The organism is Streptosporangium sp. NPDC002524 (genome assembly GCF_040295985.1).
Classification (GTDB): Bacteria; Actinomycetota; Actinomycetes; order Streptosporangiales; family Streptosporangiaceae; genus Streptosporangium.
This window is the reverse complement of the sequence record NZ_JBEOWK010000038.1, coordinates 16,867-36,825: the sequence shown is the minus strand read 5'-3', so window position 1 is coordinate 36,825 and position 19,959 is coordinate 16,867. Positions and strand designations below refer to the sequence as shown.

Annotated in this window: 16 protein-coding genes; 5 read left to right on the top strand and 11 right to left on the bottom strand. The window is 67.2% G+C overall.

The window, feature by feature from the left end; all coding sequences use genetic code 11:
- Nucleotides 1-118: 118 nt before the first annotated feature.
- Nucleotides 119-457: a winged helix-turn-helix domain-containing protein gene (locus ABT053_RS39700; RefSeq protein ID WP_350976555.1), complete on the top strand. Its 339-nt coding sequence runs from the start codon at nucleotides 119-121 to the stop codon at nucleotides 455-457.
- 8 nt (nucleotides 458-465) lie between these two features.
- On the opposite strand, the gene ABT053_RS39695 is transcribed toward ABT053_RS39700, so the two are convergent.
- Together ABT053_RS39695 and ABT053_RS39690 are read right to left on the bottom strand one after the other, a co-directional pair.
- Complete coding sequence (locus ABT053_RS39695) at nucleotides 466-642, bottom strand: hypothetical protein (protein ID WP_350976553.1); 177 nt, start codon at nucleotides 640-642, stop codon at nucleotides 466-468.
- A complete protein-coding gene (locus tag ABT053_RS39690) occupies nucleotides 639-860 on the bottom strand; it encodes a hypothetical protein (RefSeq protein ID WP_350976551.1) in 222 nt (73 codons plus the stop codon). Before ABT053_RS39690 ends, ABT053_RS39695 begins: the two co-directional genes overlap by 4 nt.
- Before the next feature lie 153 nt (nucleotides 861-1,013).
- Here ABT053_RS39690 and ABT053_RS39685 point away from each other — a divergent pair, with 153 nt between their 5' ends.
- From ABT053_RS39685 to ABT053_RS39675, 3 genes are read left to right on the top strand one after another with little or no spacing between them, the layout of a single operon-like run.
- The gene (locus ABT053_RS39685) at nucleotides 1,014-1,754 is read left to right on the top strand and encodes an XRE family transcriptional regulator (RefSeq protein ID WP_350976550.1); all 741 of its coding nucleotides are present in this window, start codon (nucleotides 1,014-1,016) and stop codon (nucleotides 1,752-1,754) included.
- Between the two features lie 3 nt (nucleotides 1,755-1,757).
- Nucleotides 1,758-2,234 (top strand): NUDIX hydrolase, encoded by a 477-nt coding sequence (locus ABT053_RS39680; RefSeq protein ID WP_350976548.1) that lies wholly within the window; start codon nucleotides 1,758-1,760, stop codon nucleotides 2,232-2,234.
- 33 nt (nucleotides 2,235-2,267) lie between these two features.
- Nucleotides 2,268-2,885 (top strand): SMI1/KNR4 family protein, encoded by a 618-nt coding sequence (locus ABT053_RS39675; RefSeq protein WP_350976547.1) that lies wholly within the window; start codon nucleotides 2,268-2,270, stop codon nucleotides 2,883-2,885.
- 158 nt (nucleotides 2,886-3,043) lie between these two features.
- On the opposite strand, the gene ABT053_RS39670 is transcribed toward ABT053_RS39675, so the two are convergent.
- From ABT053_RS39670 to ABT053_RS39660, 3 genes are all read right to left on the bottom strand, one after another.
- On the bottom strand, nucleotides 3,044-3,592 hold the full coding sequence (locus ABT053_RS39670; RefSeq protein WP_350976544.1) for an HD domain-containing protein: 549 nt from the start codon (nucleotides 3,590-3,592) through the stop codon (nucleotides 3,044-3,046).
- A gap of 67 nt (nucleotides 3,593-3,659) precedes the next feature.
- Complete coding sequence (locus ABT053_RS39665) at nucleotides 3,660-4,136, bottom strand: GntR family transcriptional regulator (RefSeq protein WP_350976542.1); 477 nt, start codon at nucleotides 4,134-4,136, stop codon at nucleotides 3,660-3,662.
- Between the two features lie 4 nt (nucleotides 4,137-4,140).
- A complete protein-coding gene (locus tag ABT053_RS39660) occupies nucleotides 4,141-4,485 on the bottom strand; it encodes a hypothetical protein (protein ID WP_350976540.1) in 345 nt (114 codons plus the stop codon).
- A 164-nt stretch (nucleotides 4,486-4,649) separates the two neighbouring features.
- On the opposite strand from ABT053_RS39660, the gene ABT053_RS39655 reads away from it, so the two are divergent.
- Nucleotides 4,650-5,384, top strand: a complete 735-nt coding sequence (locus ABT053_RS39655) for an XRE family transcriptional regulator (RefSeq protein WP_350976538.1) — start codon at nucleotides 4,650-4,652, stop codon at nucleotides 5,382-5,384.
- 48 nt (nucleotides 5,385-5,432) lie between these two features.
- Here ABT053_RS39655 and ABT053_RS39650 read toward each other — a convergent pair whose 3' ends face one another.
- The 6 genes from ABT053_RS39650 to pglX all read right to left on the bottom strand — a co-directional run bounded on the left by ABT053_RS39650 (nucleotide 5,433) and on the right by pglX (nucleotide 19,940).
- Nucleotides 5,433-5,939, bottom strand: coding sequence for a hypothetical protein (locus ABT053_RS39650; protein ID WP_350976535.1), 507 nt, complete (start codon nucleotides 5,937-5,939; stop codon nucleotides 5,433-5,435).
- Nucleotides 5,940-6,261: 322 nt separating this feature from the next.
- Nucleotides 6,262-8,364, bottom strand: coding sequence for a DEAD/DEAH box helicase (locus tag ABT053_RS39645; RefSeq protein WP_350976532.1), 2,103 nt, complete (start codon nucleotides 8,362-8,364; stop codon nucleotides 6,262-6,264).
- 2 nt (nucleotides 8,365-8,366) lie between these two features.
- Nucleotides 8,367-9,674, bottom strand: a complete 1,308-nt coding sequence (gene brxD / locus ABT053_RS39640) for a BREX system ATP-binding protein BrxD (RefSeq protein ID WP_350976530.1) — start codon at nucleotides 9,672-9,674, stop codon at nucleotides 8,367-8,369.
- Nucleotides 9,671-12,442 carry a BREX-2 system phosphatase PglZ gene (gene pglZ / locus ABT053_RS39635; RefSeq protein WP_350976528.1) on the bottom strand — a complete coding sequence of 924 codons (2,772 nt, stop codon included), beginning with the start codon at nucleotides 12,440-12,442 and terminating at the stop codon, nucleotides 9,671-9,673. Before pglZ ends, brxD begins: the two co-directional genes overlap by 4 nt.
- A complete protein-coding gene (locus ABT053_RS39630; RefSeq protein ID WP_350976526.1) occupies nucleotides 12,439-16,275 on the bottom strand; it encodes a DUF6079 family protein in 3,837 nt (1,278 codons plus the stop codon). Before ABT053_RS39630 ends, pglZ begins: the two co-directional genes overlap by 4 nt.
- The gene (gene pglX / locus ABT053_RS39625) at nucleotides 16,272-19,940 is read right to left on the bottom strand and encodes a BREX-2 system adenine-specific DNA-methyltransferase PglX (RefSeq protein WP_350976523.1); all 3,669 of its coding nucleotides are present in this window, start codon (nucleotides 19,938-19,940) and stop codon (nucleotides 16,272-16,274) included. Before pglX ends, ABT053_RS39630 begins: the two co-directional genes overlap by 4 nt.
- Nucleotides 19,941-19,959: the final 19 nt, after the last annotated feature.

Sequence of the window (19,959 nt, the reverse complement as noted above, 5' to 3'; positions counted from 1 at the left end):
TCCTTATTTGGCTAGGACAACATAGTCAGCCTAGTTGGAATGGGTGTCAATGGTCGCGTGGTTGGCTTGGTCGCGCCTTTGTGCTGAACTAGGGGGCACTCGCGACAGAAGAGGGGCGATGGTCAAGAACACCGGGCGACCCGGCTATCTGCAGATCGCCGACGACCTGCGCAAGCAGATCCGGCGCGGCACCTTGGCACCCGGAAATCCGCTGCCGTCCACCACCCAGCTCGCCACGACGTACGAGGCGTCGCTGAGCGTGGTGAAACTCGCCGTCGGGGTGCTACGAAACGAAGGGCTGGTCATCGGCCAGCAGGGCAAGGGCGTCTTCGTCCGCGACGACGCCGCACCGGCTTTGCCGCCGGCTGCGGAGGAGTTGGCCGAGATGCGGGCCACGCTGCGGGATCTGTCGCAGCGCCTGGAGCGGGTGGAGTCGAGGTTGGCCGAGCGCGAGTAGGTCGCCACTCATCCGCGTACATGGCAGCCGGTGACCCGCCGCGCCAGGCCCGCCGCCCGGGTCGGAGGAACGCCACTCAAGGACATCCGCCGGTCCTCCTGGCGCATGCCGACCATGACGAGCACGTAGCCGACCAGCACGGCCGCCCCGAGGACGAGTCCGATGATCAACGGGATCGTGGTCACGTCCAGCTCACCCCCGCCTCGGCGAGGTTACGCGGACGGCCGGCCGGGCGCCTGCTCTGCCCGCGCCGCTTGCTCGTCCGGCGCTTGGCCGCCTGCCCCTGACGCCGGATCCACCGATCCCGGGCCAGGCACTTGCGGCAGGCGATCCGCCCCTCCTCCAGGGCCGCGCCGCACACGCAGGCGGGCCTCTCGCCGATCGGCCGAATGTCGTTGATCACTGTGTCTCTCCTCTCGATCGCTGCTGTTGCTGCCTTGCGATATCGAGAGTGCGACAGAGAGGCAAGACGAGATCACTACAGGATGGGACATGTTCAGGACGTCCGGTCTACGATTGCCACGTCCCTGGACGTCCCTTCTTACGGGCAGGTGAGATGGCGAACGAGCGGTTGCGCACGGCATTGCTGGAGCGGGGAACGACGATCGCCGAACTGGCCGAAGCCATCGAGGTAGACGCCAAGACCGTGGAGCGGTGGATCACCCAAAACCGCACCCCCTACCGCAAGCACCGCTTCGCCGTCGCCAAGTACCTCAATGCCGAAGAGGCCTACCTGTGGCCCAACGCTCTGACGCCCAAGCAGGCCGCCGCGGTTTCGGAGACCGAGATCGTCACCGTCTACCCGCACCGCTGGGCCGTGCCCCGGGACGCCTGGGGACGTCTGTTCTCCGCCGCCAGAGAAGAGATCGGCGTGCTGGTCTACAGCGGCACCTTCATCTCCCAGGACACCGGCCTGATGCGCCTGTTCGCCGACAAGGCAAAGGCGGGCGTACGGGTGCGCATCCTGCTCGGCGACCCCGACTCACCCGAAGTCGCCCAGCGCGGCGCGGATGAGGGCATCGGCGACGGCATGGCCGCCCAAATCAGGATGTCGCTGGTGCTGTACCGGCCGTTGCGCCGACTCGAAGGGGTGGAGATCCGGCTGCACCGCACGGTGTTGTACAACTCCATCTACCGCGGTGATGACCAGCTTCTGGCCAACACCCACCTGTACGGCATGCCCGCCGGAGACGCACCCGTCCTACACCTGCGCAAGGTAGTGGGCGGCGGCATGGTGTCGACCTACCTCGACAGCTTCGAAGCCGTCTGGGCCGGCGCCACCCCGGTAGAGTCCTGACCCATGGCCCGCCGGATCGACTTCTACGACGACCCCTCCGCGCCCGCACCCAACAGCCTGGTTCCCTCGGTTAACGTCGTCGTCACCAACGACGCCGGGGACATCCTGATGATCCACCGCACCGACAACGACAACTGGGCCGTCCCCGGCGGAGCCATCGACCTCGGCGAATCCCTCCCGGCCGCAGCCATCCGCGAGACGCTGGAAGAAACCGGCATCACGTGCGAGATCACCGGCATCGTCGGCACCTACACCGATCCCAGGCACGTCATCCTCTACACCAGCGACGGCGAAGCCCGACAGGAATTCTCCATCGTCCTCACCGGCCGCCCACTCTCCGGCGAACCGACACCGAGTGACGAGTCCCGCGAAGTGCGATGGGTGCCGCGCGAGAAGGTCGACTCACTGACCATGGACCGCTCGATGCGCCTGCGCATCGGCCACTACCTGACCGGTGGAGCGGTGCCTTACATCGGCTGAGTTCTCTTGATCGCATCCCGTACCGTATGGCCCATGAGTGCCCTAGACGCCTCCCGTTACCCTTGGCTCGATTTGCTCCACATCGTCAACCGCGCAGTCCATGAAAGGAATGGGCAGAGCGTGGCGTCCACGCCGCCGGAGTCGGCGCAGTTGGTGGCCGAGCATCCTCCCCCCGGCTGGCTGGGCGCGACCGGCGCCAGTGAAACCGAGCTCGCGCGGCACGAAGAACGACTTGGCGTGCGCCTGCCGCCGAGCTACCGGGAGTTTCTTCAGGTCACCAACGGCTGGGACAAGAAGACCTACTCCAGCCTCCACCTGTTGCCTGTGGCCGAGCTTGGCTGGACTCGTGACGTCGACCCCTACCTCGCTGAGGTCTGGGGCCCCAAGCCGAGCTCCCCGGACATCTCTGACGAGGACTATTTCGTCTATGGCGCGGGGCAGGACCCGATGCACATCCGCGACGAGTACATGCCCGGCACCCTCTACATCTCCGAATACCTCGAAGGCCAGGTCTACCTGCTCAATCCCCACATCGTCATGTCCGATGGCGAGTGGGAGGCGTGGTCCTTCGCAACCTGGAAACCAGGCGTGACCCGCTTCCGGTCGTTCTGGGATCTGATGGCGGACGAGTTCCGCGACTGCACATCCTGACCAGTTAACCGCGCCGTCGATGGTGAGCGATGGGTCTCACGAAGTTCAGTGGGTGCTCCGTGGCCAGGTCAACCCACTGATCACGGACCGCTTGATGCGCCTGCGGATCGACCACTACATGGCTGACCGGGCCAGCACTGTACAGCTCGAAGCAGGGCTTACAGCTCTTGCAACGCAGCCTGTACGGCGCGCACGGCCGACGTAATACATGGTGTCGCGTTGGTGATCGACCGGCTCACCAGATGCTCGGGACCGTACCGGGAATGGATCTCCGCCAGCCGAACATCGACCTCCAGAGGGAGCCCGTCCGGGCTGGTGGTCATGTCGCAGTAGGTCAGTGCCTCCACCAACTCCGGACGCTCCCGGTTGAACTCCTCGTTCAGCACGTCCAGCAGGCCGCGCTCGGTGGCCTCATAAACCGCGCACGAGTGATGCGCCACCAACCGGACGATCTTGTCATCGGCCTGGTGCACATCGCGCAGGTAGCGGGCACCGTCGATTGGATGAAACCCGGTGTCGACCAGCTGCGGCGCGTACCCGATGTCGTGCAACCAGGCCGAAGCGGTCAGCAGGTCGGATTCCTGCCCGAGGATCGGCGCCAGCGACTCGGCGCGCGCGGCCACCCCTTGCGTATGCGCCCACCGGCGCGGCAACGGCTGCTCCAGCAGCTCTTTGGCCAGGTCACGTGCCCACTCAGCTTGTCCCATGCGGTTCACGATAGACGCCGTCCCCCGAGGCGAATCCAGTACGCAAACCGAGACGTCCCAGGACGTCTCAGTCCGGGAGAGGACGGACAAACCGGCCCTTGCCATGCGCGGTCACGATCAGCCCCTCGCGCTCCAGCTCATCCAGGGCATGGCGCACCGTGTTGCGCGAAGCCGTGTACTGCCGCCGGAGCGCGTTCTCACTCGGCAACGCCGCCCCGACGGCCAGGACGCCGCCGAGGATCTGCGTCCGCAGATCCCCCGCGATCACCTGATACCGGTACTCCGCCGCATCATCCTGACGCCCCTCCTCCTTCACCACGCGCCCCTTGCCGGGCATCGTGACGATCAGCCCCTCACTCTCCAGCATGGCCAGACCGCGACGGACGGTCGTGCGGGCCACATGGAACTCCGCGACAAGGGCCGCCTCGGAGGGCAGAGCCCCGCCGGCCGGATACTCGCCGGAGGTGATCTTTTCGCGGAGCCGGTCGGCGATCTGGGGATAGACCAGCCCGCCGGTCAGCCACCTGCTCGTTTCAGAGATCATCGACTCAGGTGCGGTACGCGTCGGCGATCTTGTTCAGATCCACGGTCAGCGGCTCCTGCTCGCCTTGTCGCCAGCCTTCCCGGGCCGCGGTGGAGATCCGTTTGGCCGCACTCGCCAGGCGCAGCGAGGAGGTCCGCTCGTCCAACTGGTCGCCCCAGTAGAACCAGTGGAACGCCGTCTGGACATAGACCCGTCGGATACGGAAGTGCCGGTCGACGACCTCCAGGCAGGGCTGTCCGGTGTTGTCGACGATCAGGACGGTGGTGATCTCCAGCGAGGACAGCTGCTCGCGCAGCAGGGTCAGCAGCTCCTGCTGGTGGGCGCGCTGTCTTTCTCGTGCGGTGGTCATGGATGTGCTCCTGTCAGCGTGAAGGGCGTAGTCCCTTGGGTGGGAGCCCGTGCCGACGAGCTTCGTCTTCCGGGGTCGGAGATCGACACTGCAACTTAGGGACGTCTAGGGACGTCTTATGTTAACGTCGCAGGCACTGACCGTGCCACGGGAGGTGCCATCCCATGAACGAGAACCTGCGCCACGCCCTCATCCGCGCGCGGCTCCAACCCCTCGACGTCGCCACCCACCTGACCGTCGACCCCAAAACCGTCACCCGCTGGCTGGCTGGCCGCATCCCCCACCCCCGCCACCGCCTGGCCGTCGCCGACCTCCTCCACGTCGACGAGAACGACCTGTGGCCCGACAGCATCCGCCAGCGCCGAGGACTCTCCAACGAGATCAAAGCCGTCTACCCACACCGCTGGACCGTGCCCGCAGACACCTGGCGCAGCTTCTTCGAATCCGCAAGCAAGGAGATCTGCATCCTCGTCTACAGCGGACTCTTCCTCGCCGAAGACGCCGGACTTCTCCGGATCCTGGCCGAACGAGCAGCGGTCGGGGTGAGGGTCCGCATCTTGCTCGGCGACCCCGAGAGCCCGCACGTAGCCGCCCGCGGAGTCGAGGAGGGCACCGGTGGCGATGTCATGGCCGCCCGGGTCGAGAACGCGCTCACCCTCTACCGGCCGCTCCAAGATGTCGACGGAGTCGAGATCCGCCTGCACCGCACGGTGCTCTACAACTCCATCTACCGCGCGGACGACGAGCTCCTGGTCAACCTGCACGCTTACGGCACCCGAGCCCCCGAGGCGCCCGTCATCTACGTGACACAGACCGAGCGCGACAGTACGGCGACGACCTACCTCGACAGCTTCGAACGCGTCTGGAGAAATGCCATGACGGCCAGCAAACACACCTGACACACAAACAAGCGTCGCAGGCTTCGATCGTCCTCGAAGACCAGGCGATCAGTCCCACCACAGCACGACAGCTAGACCACGACGTGCAGCTTCGGTGTAGAAGGCGAGCAACACAGCAAAGCACCGGGTCAGATACGCCTGCGGCTCCTCCACACCTGGCAGCATCTCAACGGCCACAGCTGACGTTTCAGCGCCGTGCGATGAGAGAGCGGCCACCAATATCAAGTTCATCTCTCGCAGCGCCAGGGCAATCGCGGCGACGGCGACAGGGCTCAGGAAGGTAACCGGTTGTCCCCATACGGAGCCCGGGTGATCCCGGTAGGCGCCGTTCACTTCTCCGTCTCCGCTGAGCGCACGCCTCAATACGGCAAGAGCATCGTCGGCACAGGTCAGAGCACAGACCCGCAGCAGCGGCCCGGGAGCCCAATCCAAATCAAGGTGATCAGGCTGCGGAGCCATCACAAAGGAACAAAGCCGGTCCAGCTCATCGACCGACTGCCGGCAAACCTCAAGTTGCGCTGCCGAGATCCTGGCAAGCTGCTGCGTCACTGCCACGATCGGCAGTCTGACAGCCCTCGTTCCATGATCGAAAGAAACTTATCTGTCCGTCTTTAAAGGCGGCCCGCTGCGCGGTCCGCCGGGCGCGCCGGTCGGCAAGCGTGCCCGGCTGCGGCTCTTCGGCCGGGGCGGGCCCCCCACCCCCCCCCCCCCCCGGGGGGAAAACTTGGGAGTTGGTGGGGGTGCGCTAGCTCAAGACGGATCTCGGCGTACGTGGTTTGGGCGATCGACTGCCGCGGCCTTCGTTCCTCAAGCCTTGCCACCGGGTGAGAGGGTGCGGCCCGACGGTCATACCCAAACCTCGGGCTTTCGCGGCCCTCTAGGGTAGGTGGATCATTCGTCGGGGCTCTCGCAGAATCGCGCGGGCGGCCGAGGCGTCAGCGAGTCGCTCAGCAAGAACGACGTGCGCCATGTCCACGGGCAACGCGGCGCTGAATTTGAGACCATTAAGTGCTTGCTCATCGACCTGTGGCAGCCTCAAGTGCTCCTCCAACGGGTCAAGCGTGGCATTGTATCGTAGGCGCACGCTTAATGGATCTGCGCGCTGCTCTTCGCGGGCAATACCTGGCATCGAGGCGATGAGCGTAGCGTTGGCGCGTGTGCCGCCCCAGGTCCACCAGCGGGCATCGCTGTCACCCGAGCGAAGCAGCACCGTGCCGTCAGGTTGGGCGGTGTGCCGCAGTTCATCACGGATCCGGGCTAGACGCTGGACGGCTCGCGTGGTCAACCGCATCGGAGGGGTCTCCCCAAGCACCACAGTGCGCATAGCGCGTGTGAGGCGAAACGACCGGTCGGGGCCTCTGTCTCCGGTCAACCAGCGAATTTGCCCCCCCTCGTCCACCTGTTCCACGAAACAACGCTTGCGAGACCAGTCGACCGCCGTGACTTTCCAGCTGCGCCCACCGAGCAGCAGGAGCCGCTGTCCCTCAACTGGTTCGGCCAGCACCGAAGGATCAACGGTGCCTACCTCGCCGCGCCCTGCGATCACGGTGAACTCCGGCGGCGCAGTGAACACGGCGGTCAGCTCCATGAAGTGGCGCCGGCCGAATCGTTTCTCGGCCTCCGGACCAATGAAGAGCAGGTTACCGTCACGCTCCAGGAATCCCTGATCGACGAGGTGGGCCAAGACGGGCTCTGCAGCGTCAAAGAAGTCCAGACCGGACCACCAAGAACGCCATAGATGATCGCCCACGGCATTCTCCTGCAGGCAGAGCGCCAGCAGCTGCTGCGCCACGATGTGCATCGGGGAGGGCGGCGGCTTGACCGGCTCCACCCATCCTTTCGACCAGAGCAGCAGCAGTCCGGCGGCGTGGAGCAGGCTCTGGTCCGAGAGGGTCAGGAACAGGCAGTTCGGTGTGGTCCCAGGCCGCCGCCCGGTGCGGCCAAGCCGCTGGAGGAACGAGGCGACGGTAGCTGGCGCGTCTAGCTGGATCACCCGGTCGAGGTCACCGACGTCGATACCGAGCTCCAGGGTGCTGGTCGAGACGATCACGCAGTCTCGTGCCGAGGCGAATGCCTCCTCGGCCCCGCGTCGCTCGTCCAGCGCGAGGGACGCGTGTGACAGATATGTCGTCACGTTGAGCGCCCGCAGCGCGGCGGCGAGCTCTTCGGCGCGTTTGCGCGAGTCGCAGAACACCAGACGCTTCTCCCCCTTGTGGAGCGCGGCGATCACCTTGGCTGCATTGGATACCGAGCCGACGAAGTCCAGCTCGAGGTCGGCAAGCGGCGCAGCGCTCCATCTGGGAGGAGCGGCGGGAGTATCGGTGTCACCGTAGGAGGGATTGACGACCTTGGCCGGCAAGATACCCCGGTTGCCCCCCTGTAGCCAGTCCAGCAACTCGTCCGGATTGCCCACCGTGGCCGACATCCCGACCCGCTGGATCGGACGCCCGGCGAGCCGGGTGAGGCGTTCCAGCACCGACAGCAGGTGCCAGCCACGGTCGTCGCCCGCAAAGGCGTGCACCTCGTCCACGATCACCGTGCGCAGGTCCCGGAATAGGGTCGTGTGCTCCACCTTTGTGCTCACCAGCATGGCCTCGAGCGATTCGGGCGTGGTGAGCAGCAGGTCGGGCGGTTCCCGAAGGATCGCCGCCCTCTGGCCCGCCCCCACGTCACCGTGCCACAGGGCCACGGACAGCCCCAGCCAGGAGGCGTACTCACCGAGCCGGGGCTGGAGGTTGTTCAGCAGCGCCTTAAGCGGGCAGACGTAGATCACGCGCAGACCTGGGGAGTCCGCCCTGGCCAGAGCCGACAGGACCGGGAACGCCGCGGCCTCGGTCTTGCCTCCCGCCGTGGGCGCGAGCAGCAGACAATCCGCACCGTCGAGCACCGGCCGGACGGCCGCCGCTTGCAGGGGCCGCAGTGATCGCCAGCCGAGGGTGTTGACGATGTGGTGGACCAGGGACGGGTGGAGCTCGTCCATGGCTAGAGGTCCAGTTCGACGTCGTCCGCCCGGGACGCCACTGCGTTGCGCTCGACCTCGCTCAGCTCGTCGGACGACAGCGTCAGCGCGTAGTGTCGGCGCGGATCGAAATCCGTGAACTCCTCGACCCGATCGAGCACGTCGGCGACCAGCTTGCGGAGGAAGATCCGGGGTGCGACACCGACAGCACCGCCGAGTTCGCCGGTGACAGCGGTGGCGAGCGAGGCGATGTAGGCGTCGTCCACCGATGACAGGATGCGATCGGGGGCATCGGAACCGGCCGCGTAGAGGTCGCGAACGATCCGGCCCAGTTTCTCCAGTTTCTCCTGGTCGAAGCCCCCAAGGCGCAGCTGGACGGCTCGTGGGGAATCAAAGCGCGGATCGGTGGCGAAGTCGGTGGCGAGCCGCTGGGCGAGCGGAGCCAGCCTCCGCACGCCCTGATGCCCGTCGAAGAACTGCGGCGTCCCAGTGATAACCAGGAACAGCCCGGGGAAGCGACCGGAGTCGATCTCGTCGATGAGCTGACGCAGCGCGTTCAGCCCTTTCTCCCGCACGTCGCCGCGCACCCGCTGGAGGGTCTCGATCTCGTCCAGCACCACCAGCAGGCCGGGATGCCCGCAGTCGCGCAGGATCGTCAGCAGGCCCTGCAGACACCCTAGGGCGGCGAAATGGTCAAGGTCACCCCGCACGCCGGCGAACCTGCGCGCGGAGGCGGCTACGTTCGGCTGGCCGCCCAGCCAGGCCAGCAGCGCCTCGGCCGTCGCCGCGTCACCGGAGATCATGGCGCGGCGATAGCCGCGGAGCGCCGCCGCGAAGGCCGGCGTCGTACGCGCGACGGCGGCGAGACGTTGTTCGAGCAGCGTCTCCACAGTCTCGGCGAGGTCGGCGTCCGGCGTGGCGGCCAGGACCTCCTCTTCGAGGGTGTAGAACCACGCGTCGACCACGTCGCGAAGCGCGCTGGGCGGATGCGCGGCCGTGGCCAGCCGCTCGGCGAGCCGCCGATAAACGGTCTCCAGCCGGTGCAGCGGCGTCTCGGCCTCGGAGATCTGGATCTCGCTGGTGGCCAACCCGGCCCTGCGGGCCCGCTCGGCGAGCCATCGGGCGAAAAAGGTCTTGCCGGAGCCGTACTCGCCCCGGACCGCCTTGAAGGCGGCCCCCCGCTCGGCAACCTTGCCGAGCTCCTCGTTGAGCGCCTTCTCAAATCGCTCCAGCCCGACCGCGAACAGATCGAGACCGGCTGTCGGGACGGTGCCGCGCCGCAGCGCGTCAATGACCTCGCGGCGACGAGCGGGACTGACCGTGGGCCTCACGTGCGCTCCCGGAGCCCGAACTGCGTCTTCAGCAACTCGGCGTCGAGCGTGACGGTGCGGCCGGCGTCGATCACCGTGAGGATCGGATAGCTCTCCACGTTCAACAGAGTACGCAGCGTGGCGAGCAGGCCGGGCACGCGAACCGGCTGGGTGGCGGTGATCTCCGCGACAGCCTCGACCGACAGGGTCCCCCCGGCGTCGACCAACGCGTCGACGACCGAGGCGACCAGGTCGTCCTTGGGCGGCTTACGGACGTATCTGCGCTGCTCGCGATATGTCTCGGTGTCGACCGCCTTCCCTCCGAGCGTGGGGACGGGTGCAATTTCGGCGACGGCGAACAGCGCGTCCTCGTGGGAGGGTGCCTTCTTACGCTGTCTGATCTCGGCCTGCGACGCGGCGGGCGCGGCGGTCTGGACGGGCGTACTGTGTTCCCACCAGGCCGGGACGGCGCGTTCCGGGGAAAGCAGGTGCCAGCCACGCGGCAGCGACGCGTCCGCCAAGGGAAGGAAGACCAGCACCGGGATGGTCATCTCCGCCAAGGCGGCGCCGCCGTGATACCCCGCCTTGCGGGGCGTATAGCGGATCGTCTCGCGCCACGGCACGACAACGGTGCCGCCGCCGAGGAGCACCCGGGGCCCGCTCAGCTCGATCTCGCCGTCCTTGGCGGGGATGTTCGCGCTCCGCCAGCGGGCGGAGGTGGCGTCCTCGCCCGAGGGCAGCCCTCGCTCGCGTTCCAGCACGTGGCCATGGTCGGACACCAGGACGACCGGGCGCCCACGCAGGCGCGCGGCCGTGAGAAGCTCAGGCAGGTACGACACCTCGTCGACAGCCCACTCGGCCCTCGCCGGGCCGCGGTCGAGCGAGTCGTCGATGGTGTTCAGGACCACCGCGACCACCTGGCGTTCGTCGCCCTCCGCCCGGCTGATCGCGTCGTTCACCCGGGCCGACAGCCGGTGGGCCGTACCTCCGGCCAGGTCGCCCTTGTGGAACAGCACCGCGTCAATCCGGTGGCGCCGCCAGAAGGCGGTGAACCCGGCCTGCTCGATGTCCTGGCCGCCGGTTGTCAGCGACGCGCAAAGCAGGCTCGCCCGGCTGACAGTGGTCACCGACGGGATGGCGGCCAGGGCCGCTTCGCGGCCCGATGCCTCACGGGCCGCCTCCACCCAGCCCGCCTGGCGGATCTGCTCGGCCAGCCGGGAGGCGGCAGCGCTGCTCATGCCATCCAGGACCAGGACCAGCGGCGCCGGGTCGGTGCCGCGCGCGAGCGGGAGCACGACCCGTTCCATCGTGTTCTCCGCGAGCAGCAACCCCTCGGACGGGGCGGCGGCGTGGGCCCAGGCGGCCAGCCTGCCGGCGAAGGCCTCGTCGATCCGGTCCCGCAAGACTCGGGCCCAGTCGTGTACACGTGCGTACGCCTCCGCAGTCGCAGGCGACGCGGAGGGGTCGCCGAGCCATAGCACGGCAAGGGCCCGGTCGAGGAAGCCCAGCGTCCGCACGTGCGCCTTGATACCGTCGGCAACCGTGGCGGGCGGCAGGTCGGGCGCGGCGATCCAGCGGACCAGACGCACCGCCATCCGGGCCGGGTTGACCTCCTCGGCACGCAGGACCGCCAATTCGTGATCCTCGACGGCGCGCAACGCCTGCTCGACGGCGTCCAAAGCCCGCTCGTATCCCTTGGCGGAACGCGATCCTCGTTCCCGGGGTGTTTCGGGGAGCAGCGCCGCCAGCGCGTCGATCCGGGCGCGCAGCCCGGAGGGGAGCACCGAGCTGTGCCCGGCCAGCGCCCCGGCTCCGAACAGAGCAAGCAACTGATCGGCGCGGCGCAGGACGAAGTCGAGCAACTGCCCGGTCGCCGCCGCGGCAGGGTCGGTGTCGGCTGCCCTGGCGATCCACAGGGTGACCACGCCGCGGGCGGCCTTGGCGAGCGCCAGCAACTCCCCCCGGTCGGCAGAACAGCCGAGATGGGCTTCCGCCCGGCCCTGAGCCCGGCCAAAGGCCATCGCCCGGCTCTGGGCCGCCGCCGGGTCGCCGGCCTTCGGATCGGCCTGTGACAGGTCGGGATTCCACAACATCTCGGCGACCAGCGCGAACGGCAGCGCGTCGGGTCCGTTCCCGTTGCGGATCAGCGCGAACAGCGGGTTCGCCGCGGGACCGGCCGTCCTGACCAGCCAGTCCTCCAGCCCCGCACGCTCGTCCGCTCCCAGTTCGTCCAGCCGGATCACGTTGGCGCGCTCCAGCGTCCAGGTCAGCAGGTCTGTGACATCGGGCGCGTCGGAGGTGAGCCCGAGCCGATGCTGGACCAGGCAGCGCAGCGCCGTGTCGTAGTCGAGCATCGTGCCGGGCACCTTCAGCCCGTCACGCCTGCCCATGGACAGCAGGCCCTCCGCAACCCAGTCCAGCTCACGCAGGCGGGGGTCGCGCTCACGGGCGCCGAACCGCTGCAGCACGATTTCCCAGCGGTGGATCCGCAGCGTCCGATGCTTCACCGCGCGGCTGCGCAAGGTGTTCCCGAGTTCGTCGTCGGAGCGGGGCGTGACGATGACCAGCAACCCGCCTGCGTGGCCGACCTCGGCTTCGAGCACGCTGAGCACCGACGGGCAGTCGGCCACGCGCACCTGCCGCTCCTCCACCTTCAGCTCGGTCGGCGCGCCCGGCTCGTACCTTCCGTGCAGCAGGATGATGTCCTGCGTGGGCGGCTGGGTGAGGCGCAGCAGGCTCCGGACGAACTCGCGGACCACCAGGTCGTTGAGGAGCGGGGCGTCGGTCACTCGCCACTCACCAACCGCCAGCTGATCTCCACTTCGGCGTCCGGCCAGTCTGCGTACATCCGCCGCAGCTCCGCGACCAGGTCGTCCAGCTTGGCGGCGCGCACCCTGCGCGTGCCGCCGCCGCGCCGGGCGGCGCCGCCCGGCCGGCCGTCGTCCGCCAGGCCGGTGTCCTCGGACTCAACGATGATCGGCACCTGGTCGGCCGACGTAGGTCCCTGACCCTGCGGCGAGGTGCCACCGGGGGTAGCGGACGGTGATCCGGAGGTCGTCGTGACCGGCCCAGGTCGGACAGTAGTGTTGCTGGCCTCCCGGAGCAGCGAGATCGCCGAGGCCCGCACGTTCTTGAGGACGGGGGGAAGGGAGGAGCCGACCGACTCGTCGGCGCCAGCGATGTCCACGAGACCGCCGAGAACTCGCCGCGCCTCCGCTCCGATATCCCCCTCCCGCTTGCTGAGCTCGCGCAGGTCGTCGATCAGGGTCCAGTCCGTCTCGTCCTCCAGTGCCCGCCGCACGGCCTCCGCCTGCGCCATGCTCGTTCCGACCGTGTCATCGCTGGCGGGCAGGGACTCACCGGCGAGGAAGCGGATCAGAGGTGTGGGCTCGTCGAGCCTGCCGATCCTGGCGAGTAGGTCGGCGGCGGCCCGCGCGGTGACCAGGCGCCCCTCCCTGGCCTCGGTGTCGAGGCCCAGTTCGGGCGCCCGCTTCTCCAGCGCACGCACCAGGCCGGTGGCCGGGTCTGCGAGGCGTCCGGCGCTGTCGCGTACCGCGGAGGCGAGCCTGGCGACGTTGGGCGCCGAGTAGACGTTACGAGTGGGCACGGCGAACAGGTGCTGGGCGCGCGTCAGCGCGGTTTCGAAGTCGTCCCGGCTCGGCAGCTCCTGTGCCCGCAGCGAGTAGGTGGTATCGATGCCGTCCAGCGTGGGGGCGGTAACTCGTGTGCCATGCCGGATCCACACGCGGTTGTCGGTGAGGGCGTACTGGACGACGACCAGATTGCGGACCATACGGTCGGCGCCGCGCAGTTCGGTCTCCTCCAGCCAGGCCAGCAGGTCCTTGACGTCGAGCACGGGGAGGTTGCCCGCCCGCTGGTTGATCCGGTCGCGCCACTCGGTCCCGAGTTGGAAGAACGCCTCCTGCTGCATCTCGCCCAGCCGCAACGGATGAGCGATCTTGGACATCACCTTGCGGGAGCCGCGCTCGACCTCGGCCCGGCCTCCCTCGGCGGCGACCACGGTGATCACGTCGAGCACGGTGCGCAGCTCGGCCGCACGGATCGCCGTACGGGTCTTGTTCTGCGGGTCGAAGTCGGGGTGCTTGGGGTAGAGATGGTTGAAAAGGTTGTCGGTCAGGTAGAGGAGAGCGTCGGAGAAGCTGTGGCCGACGTGCAGCCGGGGGCGGTGGGTGGCGTCCATGCACACCACGTGTTCCTCGATCTCGGTGCCGATATTCGCCGGCATCGGCTGCCACGTCCCGTACGCCTGCTTGAGCACACCTTTCAGCTCCGAGGTGAGCGAGTCGCGCAACCACTCGATCTGGTTTCGGGCCTTCTGCCGATCCGCCGAGGACAGGCCGGAGGCGTACTCGTTGATCCGCCGCTCGTTCCCCAGCAGGAACCGCAGCTTCAGTAGCCGCCCAAGGTCGTCGCGGCGTTGGTCGGTAATGAAGGACGGTAGCCAGCAAATGACCGGCCCGTTCTTGCCCCGCTGCTGCAGCTCGCCGATCCGGGAAAGGTCCTCATGTGGGCCGTGGGTGCCGGTGTCGAACGGGAAGTCGAAGACGATCCGCGCTTCCTCCGGCGAGTCGGTGTCGAACTGGGTGTCGGAGAGCGATCCGGAGTCTCTGATATTGCCGAAGACCAGCCCTACAGTGCGCTTGGTGCCTCGCCACACCACGTCGATGTGCGGGTTGAACGACTCCCGGTCGGCTACGTCGAACTCGCTCCACAGCAGGTCCCTGACCAGGATCTGCCGGTTGCCCTCGGTGTCCACGTTCGCAGGCAGCTCGCTGAGGATCGCATCGATGTTGATCCCGGTGAGATGCAGGCTGAAGACCGGGGTGTCGCTGTCTTTGGTGTAACGGATCTCGCCGAACTGCCCGGAGAGCTGCTTGAGCCGCTCCACGACCTTGGAAGGCTCCATCCCTTCGACCCGGGTGCGGATCGAGCCGTAGTTCAGCGCGGCCACCTTGCCGGCAGTGAGCTTCTTGATCGCCGGAACGTCGGGGGCCAGCGCCGCGAGCAGCAGTGTTTTGATCAGCCTGTCGTCCATCCGGTACGGATGCTGATGGTCAAGGCCGCGCAGGCTGGCCGCGGTCAGCCCGTGGGTCTGCAGCAAGAACGGCCGGACCTTCTTGTCGTAGAACTCCTTGGCCGCCTCGAACTCGTGCTTGAGCCGGTTGGAGAACGGCTGGACGGCGCCGTCGGACAGTATGTCCCACAGGTCGCCGAGCGGGATGAGCTGCCCTACTTCGAGGTCGTCCCGGCGGGCGACGAGCATCTCCCGGAGGACCTTCAGGCCGGTGCGCTCCCGCTGGAGAGCGCCGGAGATGGCGATCAGCGTGTTGATCAGCGCGGGGCTGAACGGATAGAACTTGCGGAACGCGCCAGCGTCGGCGTGGGTCAGCCCGCTGGCGTCCAGCAGGGTGTCCCAGACCTCGGAGCGGTCGCGGGGCAGCTGGGCGAACGCCTCGTCCAGGACCCTCCTAGCGGCGTCGTCCTTGGGTTTGAGCACCCGCTCCTGGGCGATGTCCGGCAGGTTGTTGTCGGCGAGCGTAATGGTGGAGAAGCTGCGTTCCAGGTATTTGATGGTGTCCTCGAGGCTCACCACGTCCGCGCCGGCGACCTCCTTGCCGACCAGCTCGGCGATGTCGCGCTGCCGGGCGATGAACGACACGATGGGCACCGGCCTACCCGCGTCCCCGCTTTCGACCAGCTTCACCAGCTTGTTGGCCTCGGTGGTGACGAACTCCAGGTTCGCCAGGTGCCCGTTGAGCCAAAGAATCAACTCGTCGAGGAACAGCACCACCGCGTCGTATCCAAGGCTCTTAGCATGGCGGCTGATCTCCGCCAGGCCGGTCTCCAGCGGGACGAACGCGGTGCGGTCCCCGTGGACCGAGCCACCGTACGCCGACAGCAGGCTGTCGAGCAGCGCGCTGATCAGCTCGCCCCGCAGCGGGTCGCCGGGCGCGGCGCGGAAGGCGGCGTCCAGTTCCGCACCGGTCCACGGCGTGCGAGCGACGGACGGCTCCGTCGCCGGGGCGTCGTCGTCCCAATCGTCCTCATCGGCGGCCCGGCCGGGTAGGGCGGCGATGAACGCCTGGTCCCCCATCCGCTCGCGGAGCATTGCACCGTTGGCCAGCAGATGATCGTCCCGGTAGACGGGAGGCGTGGGTGCCTCGGGGTGCAGCTCGCGGACCCGCTTGACGTATCCGCTGAGGATCGCCGCGTCCAGCGACTCCGCGCCCACCAGGTGGAAGGGGACCAGCAGGAAGCGCCTGTTCTGGATCCACGCCTGGTGTTTTGCGACCAGCGGCCGCAACCGCGGCTTGTCCTCGGCCGCCTGCTCGCGGTTCAGCACGGCGTGCAGGATCGTCATGAAGTGGCTCTTGCCGGAGCCGAAGGAGCCGTGCAGGTAGGCCGCCAGCGACTTCGGTGTCTGCACCGCCGTGTGGATCAGCTCTAGGGCCTCGTCCAGCTTCTCGTAGAGCTGGTCGGTGACCACGTAGTCGCGCACCGCCTGCCCGGTCGCGTCGAACGTCGCGGTGATGTCCATCACCAGGTCGCCCGGGTCGACGCGCTGCGGGATGTCGATGACGTCGCGGAGCAGCCTGCTCACAGGGTTGACTCCTTCTTGGCACGGCGGGTACGGGGGGTCTTCTCGGGCCGCCAACCCTTGAGGTCATCCTGGCTGAGGGAGTACCGGGACTGGTAATCCATCAGGACGGACGAGAGGTCCTCCGCCAGCGAGTCGCCCCAGTCGTCCTTCTCTGCGTGCCACTGCCACACCCAGGGCATGATCTCCGCCAGCCCCGCGAGCAGCGGGACGACGCGTTCCCTGGACCAGCCGTCGCCGTCGACGCGTCCGGCGATCAACCTGGCCAGGGCCAGGCCCTGCTCGCCGTGATCCCACCCAGCCCAGCCGATCAGCAGGGACTCGTCACCGTCCGGCCCGGCCTGCGGGTAGGAGAAGAACCGTTCCTTCGGCACGTCGAGCTTCCCGCGCAGATCGAAGAAGGACTTGGCGGTGAAGTCGCTACCCGTGTATTTGGGCGGCACCGGGATGTCGAGCCGCTCCCCCGATTCGTCTTCCTGCCGCTGCCTGTCCCAGACCTCCTCCCACTGCGCGCGTTTGCGCAGCCCCGCCTCGGAGTAGCGGAACGCAACGAGGTACGGCACGTGCTGGTCGGCGATGATCGTCTTGAGCACGGCGGCAAGATCCATGTCGGGCTTGCCCAGGTGGTCTCGCGCGTACAGCTCGGCGACGGACAGCACGTCCTTGCCCTGGCCCGTCGTGTCTCGGCGCAGCACGTCGGCGAGCTGATTGACCGTCATCACCCGGGGGTCGGGCTGACCTCCGCGGTCCTGGAACCACAGCGACCTGTCCTCGCAGCGGTCCAGTAGCCAGCCCCTGAGCGCCCCCGCCTCACGGTCGGCCCAGCTCTTCTTCTGATGCCAGCGCCGCTTGCACTCGGGCCGCTCGATCAGTGCGATGTCCCGCCGCCGCCCGATGATCTCGATCCGCTTCGCCACCACCTGCCGGTACGCCTCCGGCCAATGCGTCGGGATCTCCATCACCGGCTCCGCGTTGTGCCGCCGGAACCAGTGCGTCTCGACCTCGTCCGCGGCCTGCTTGCGGGCGAGCACGATCTCGAAGGCCCGCTCGCCGAACTGGATATCCGGCACCGTCGCCGGGTCGGCCCGCACCTCGGCGGCCTCCCGCTCGGAGATCAGCCCGTATAGCTGGTAGACCTCCCAGTCCAACTCCTCCTGCAACGAGATCATCCGCCCCCGGATCCGGTCGTGAGCAACCTTGGCCTCGTCCAACCGCCCCCGCGTCGGCGTCCCCGCCGCACAAACGGCCCCCGGCTCCTGCACGGACAGTTCCCGCGCCAGCCCATCCGGCTCCCACGTCCACTCGCCCGGCCTAGTGCCTGGCAGCGGAAGCTTTTCTACATTCGAACTGTTAAAAGCGTAGCGCTCCATCCATGATTCCGGCTGGATACCTCTACCCATTCCACTTCCACCTTTAGGGAAGCAGCGCTGCCTCAGCCAAAAACAAACGAGCGAGCTGTTCAGCAATCCAAGCAACTTCACATGGTCATCCTCAGATGCGTCATCCGCAAGCTTAATCAGCACTGCGGAATCTTTGAAGGCCTTCCCCCCGCGATCCAACACGAAATGATTATGTGTTTGAATCACAGGTAATGCGATTGATAAAGGCGTGTTGTGTCGCACGGCAAAGAACATGGAATATTCATACCAAGCCAACCCTCGCTCAAGCTGAGTCTCCCCATATGCCACCCGCCTTTCAAGCACTGCCCGGTAAGGCCACAAAAGCTTCTCGATATTATCGTCGCAGCGCGGTTCGAATTTCTCGCTATCGTACGGCCACAAAGCAATCGTGGGCTCGACTAGGCGCCAGTCGCGAATGGCATCCCCCTCCACCAGATATCGCTGGAGCGACCGGTCGATCTTGTGGCGACGAAGAGCTCCTTCGCCCAACATGTAAGCGCTGTCTTCGCGCGTCACCGCGCCGAACCCAACGTCTGGTCGCTTACGACGCTGACGCGCCACAGCACCAAGCGTGGCTACGGCAGCTGATTGGATCTTCTCGACGAGCTCCAGTCCCCCTGCCGCTAGGATCCATGGGTGCTTGCCAAAATAGCGAGATCTGTCCACATCATGAACCGTGATCCACTTACCTTCGAACGGTGAGTCATTGATATGCCCCTCGATCTCGCTCCAGACGTGCCCTCGAACAGGATCTTCTGGCTTCTTCGGCTCGCCCTGGACGCTTCGAACCGCGCGTGCCGTTTCTCCAGCGCGAGGGATACGGTTACGTCCCACGAGGATCACGGTCGGGGTTCCATGCCCGGGAATGTATGCGCCAGAGCTATCGATGATGTGAGTGAGTTGTACCTTCTGAGCGAAGTAATCGCCGATCAATTTGTCGCCGAACTCGCGCTTCATGAAAGCGTTGGCCGTTATCTGCCCTACGTAACCCGGCCGCCCTTCCACGACTGTGCGGGCAAGCTCGAAGAAGAGCGCGGCGAACGGAACGGCGAGCGTGTAGAGTCCCGAGCAGACGTCAGGGAATGCCTTCCGATAGGCCGCATTTTCGGCCTGGTCGGCGACAGCGATGTAGGGAGGGTTGCCGACGACCACGTGGTAGCTGCCGCGCTGGAGGATGCCGGGGTAGTCGTAAATGTCTTCCTCGGCGTACGTGAAGGGACGGTCTTCCTCAACCTCCTCCTCCGGCATCGCGAACAGGACATCGGTGCGTCCGCCGGTCGAGCCATGCCACAGGGAGTCGGCGACGGCGACGTTGATGGGGAACGCGGGCGCGGTGGCGAGATGCTTGATCTCGCCAGCCTTCATCGCGGCGATCAGCAGGCGAAAGCGGGCGACGGCGGCGGCGAAGGGGTTCTTGTCGACGCCGTGGATGGAGTTCAGGGCTCGCCGGATCAACTCCCAGTCGTTGACGCCCTCCGCCTTCCTCCGCCAGGCCGCCAGCAGGCGGTCGAAGGCACCGAGCAGGAAGTGGCCCGAGCCGCAGGTGGGGTCGATCAGCCGGAAGTCCTCAGTGAGCGGAAACTCCTCCAGCGCGGGCGTCAGCGTCAGGTCGAGGATAAACCTCTCCACGAAGTCGGGCGTCTGCAGCAGCGCGTAGGCGTCCTTGGCGTGGTCGGACAGGTCTTGGTAGAGGTCGCCGAGGAAACGGGTGTTCCACGCCGGGTCGGTGAAGTCGTGGACGACGTCTCCCGACGCATCGGTGCGGCGCCAGAAGGCGAGAAGTTCCTTGGCTGCGTCGTGGGACGGCGTGATCGACCACATCGGGTTGTGTCGCTTGGAGAAGAGCCCGGCGGCCACCGGCGACTCCGACAGGGCATCGAACGACGCGATGAGCCATGAGCGGGCGGTCAGGTAGTCTTCGTCGGCGTTGGCGGGAGCAGTGCGGAACCGCTCCTCGGCACGCTCCACCGCCAGCGCGAGCCGCTCACCGGGGCCGGCGATGAACGGCAGGTCGATCAGTTCGTTGTCCTCGCAGAACCGCACGAACACGGTTGCCAGCGCCCATGCCACCGCCGACTGGACGACCCGGTCCTCTCGCCAGGCGGGGTAGCCGTTCGCCGTCCGCTTCGCCTTACGAGCGGCCTGGTACTCCGCGTCCAGCCGGGCAGCGAACTCCTTCTCCTCGCTGCGCTCGCGCAGGTCGTCGACTAGCAGCTTGACCTGCCGCTGTAAGTCGCTCTTCAAAGCTTCACGATCGACGCCTGCCACTGGTTGCTCCATCCCCACT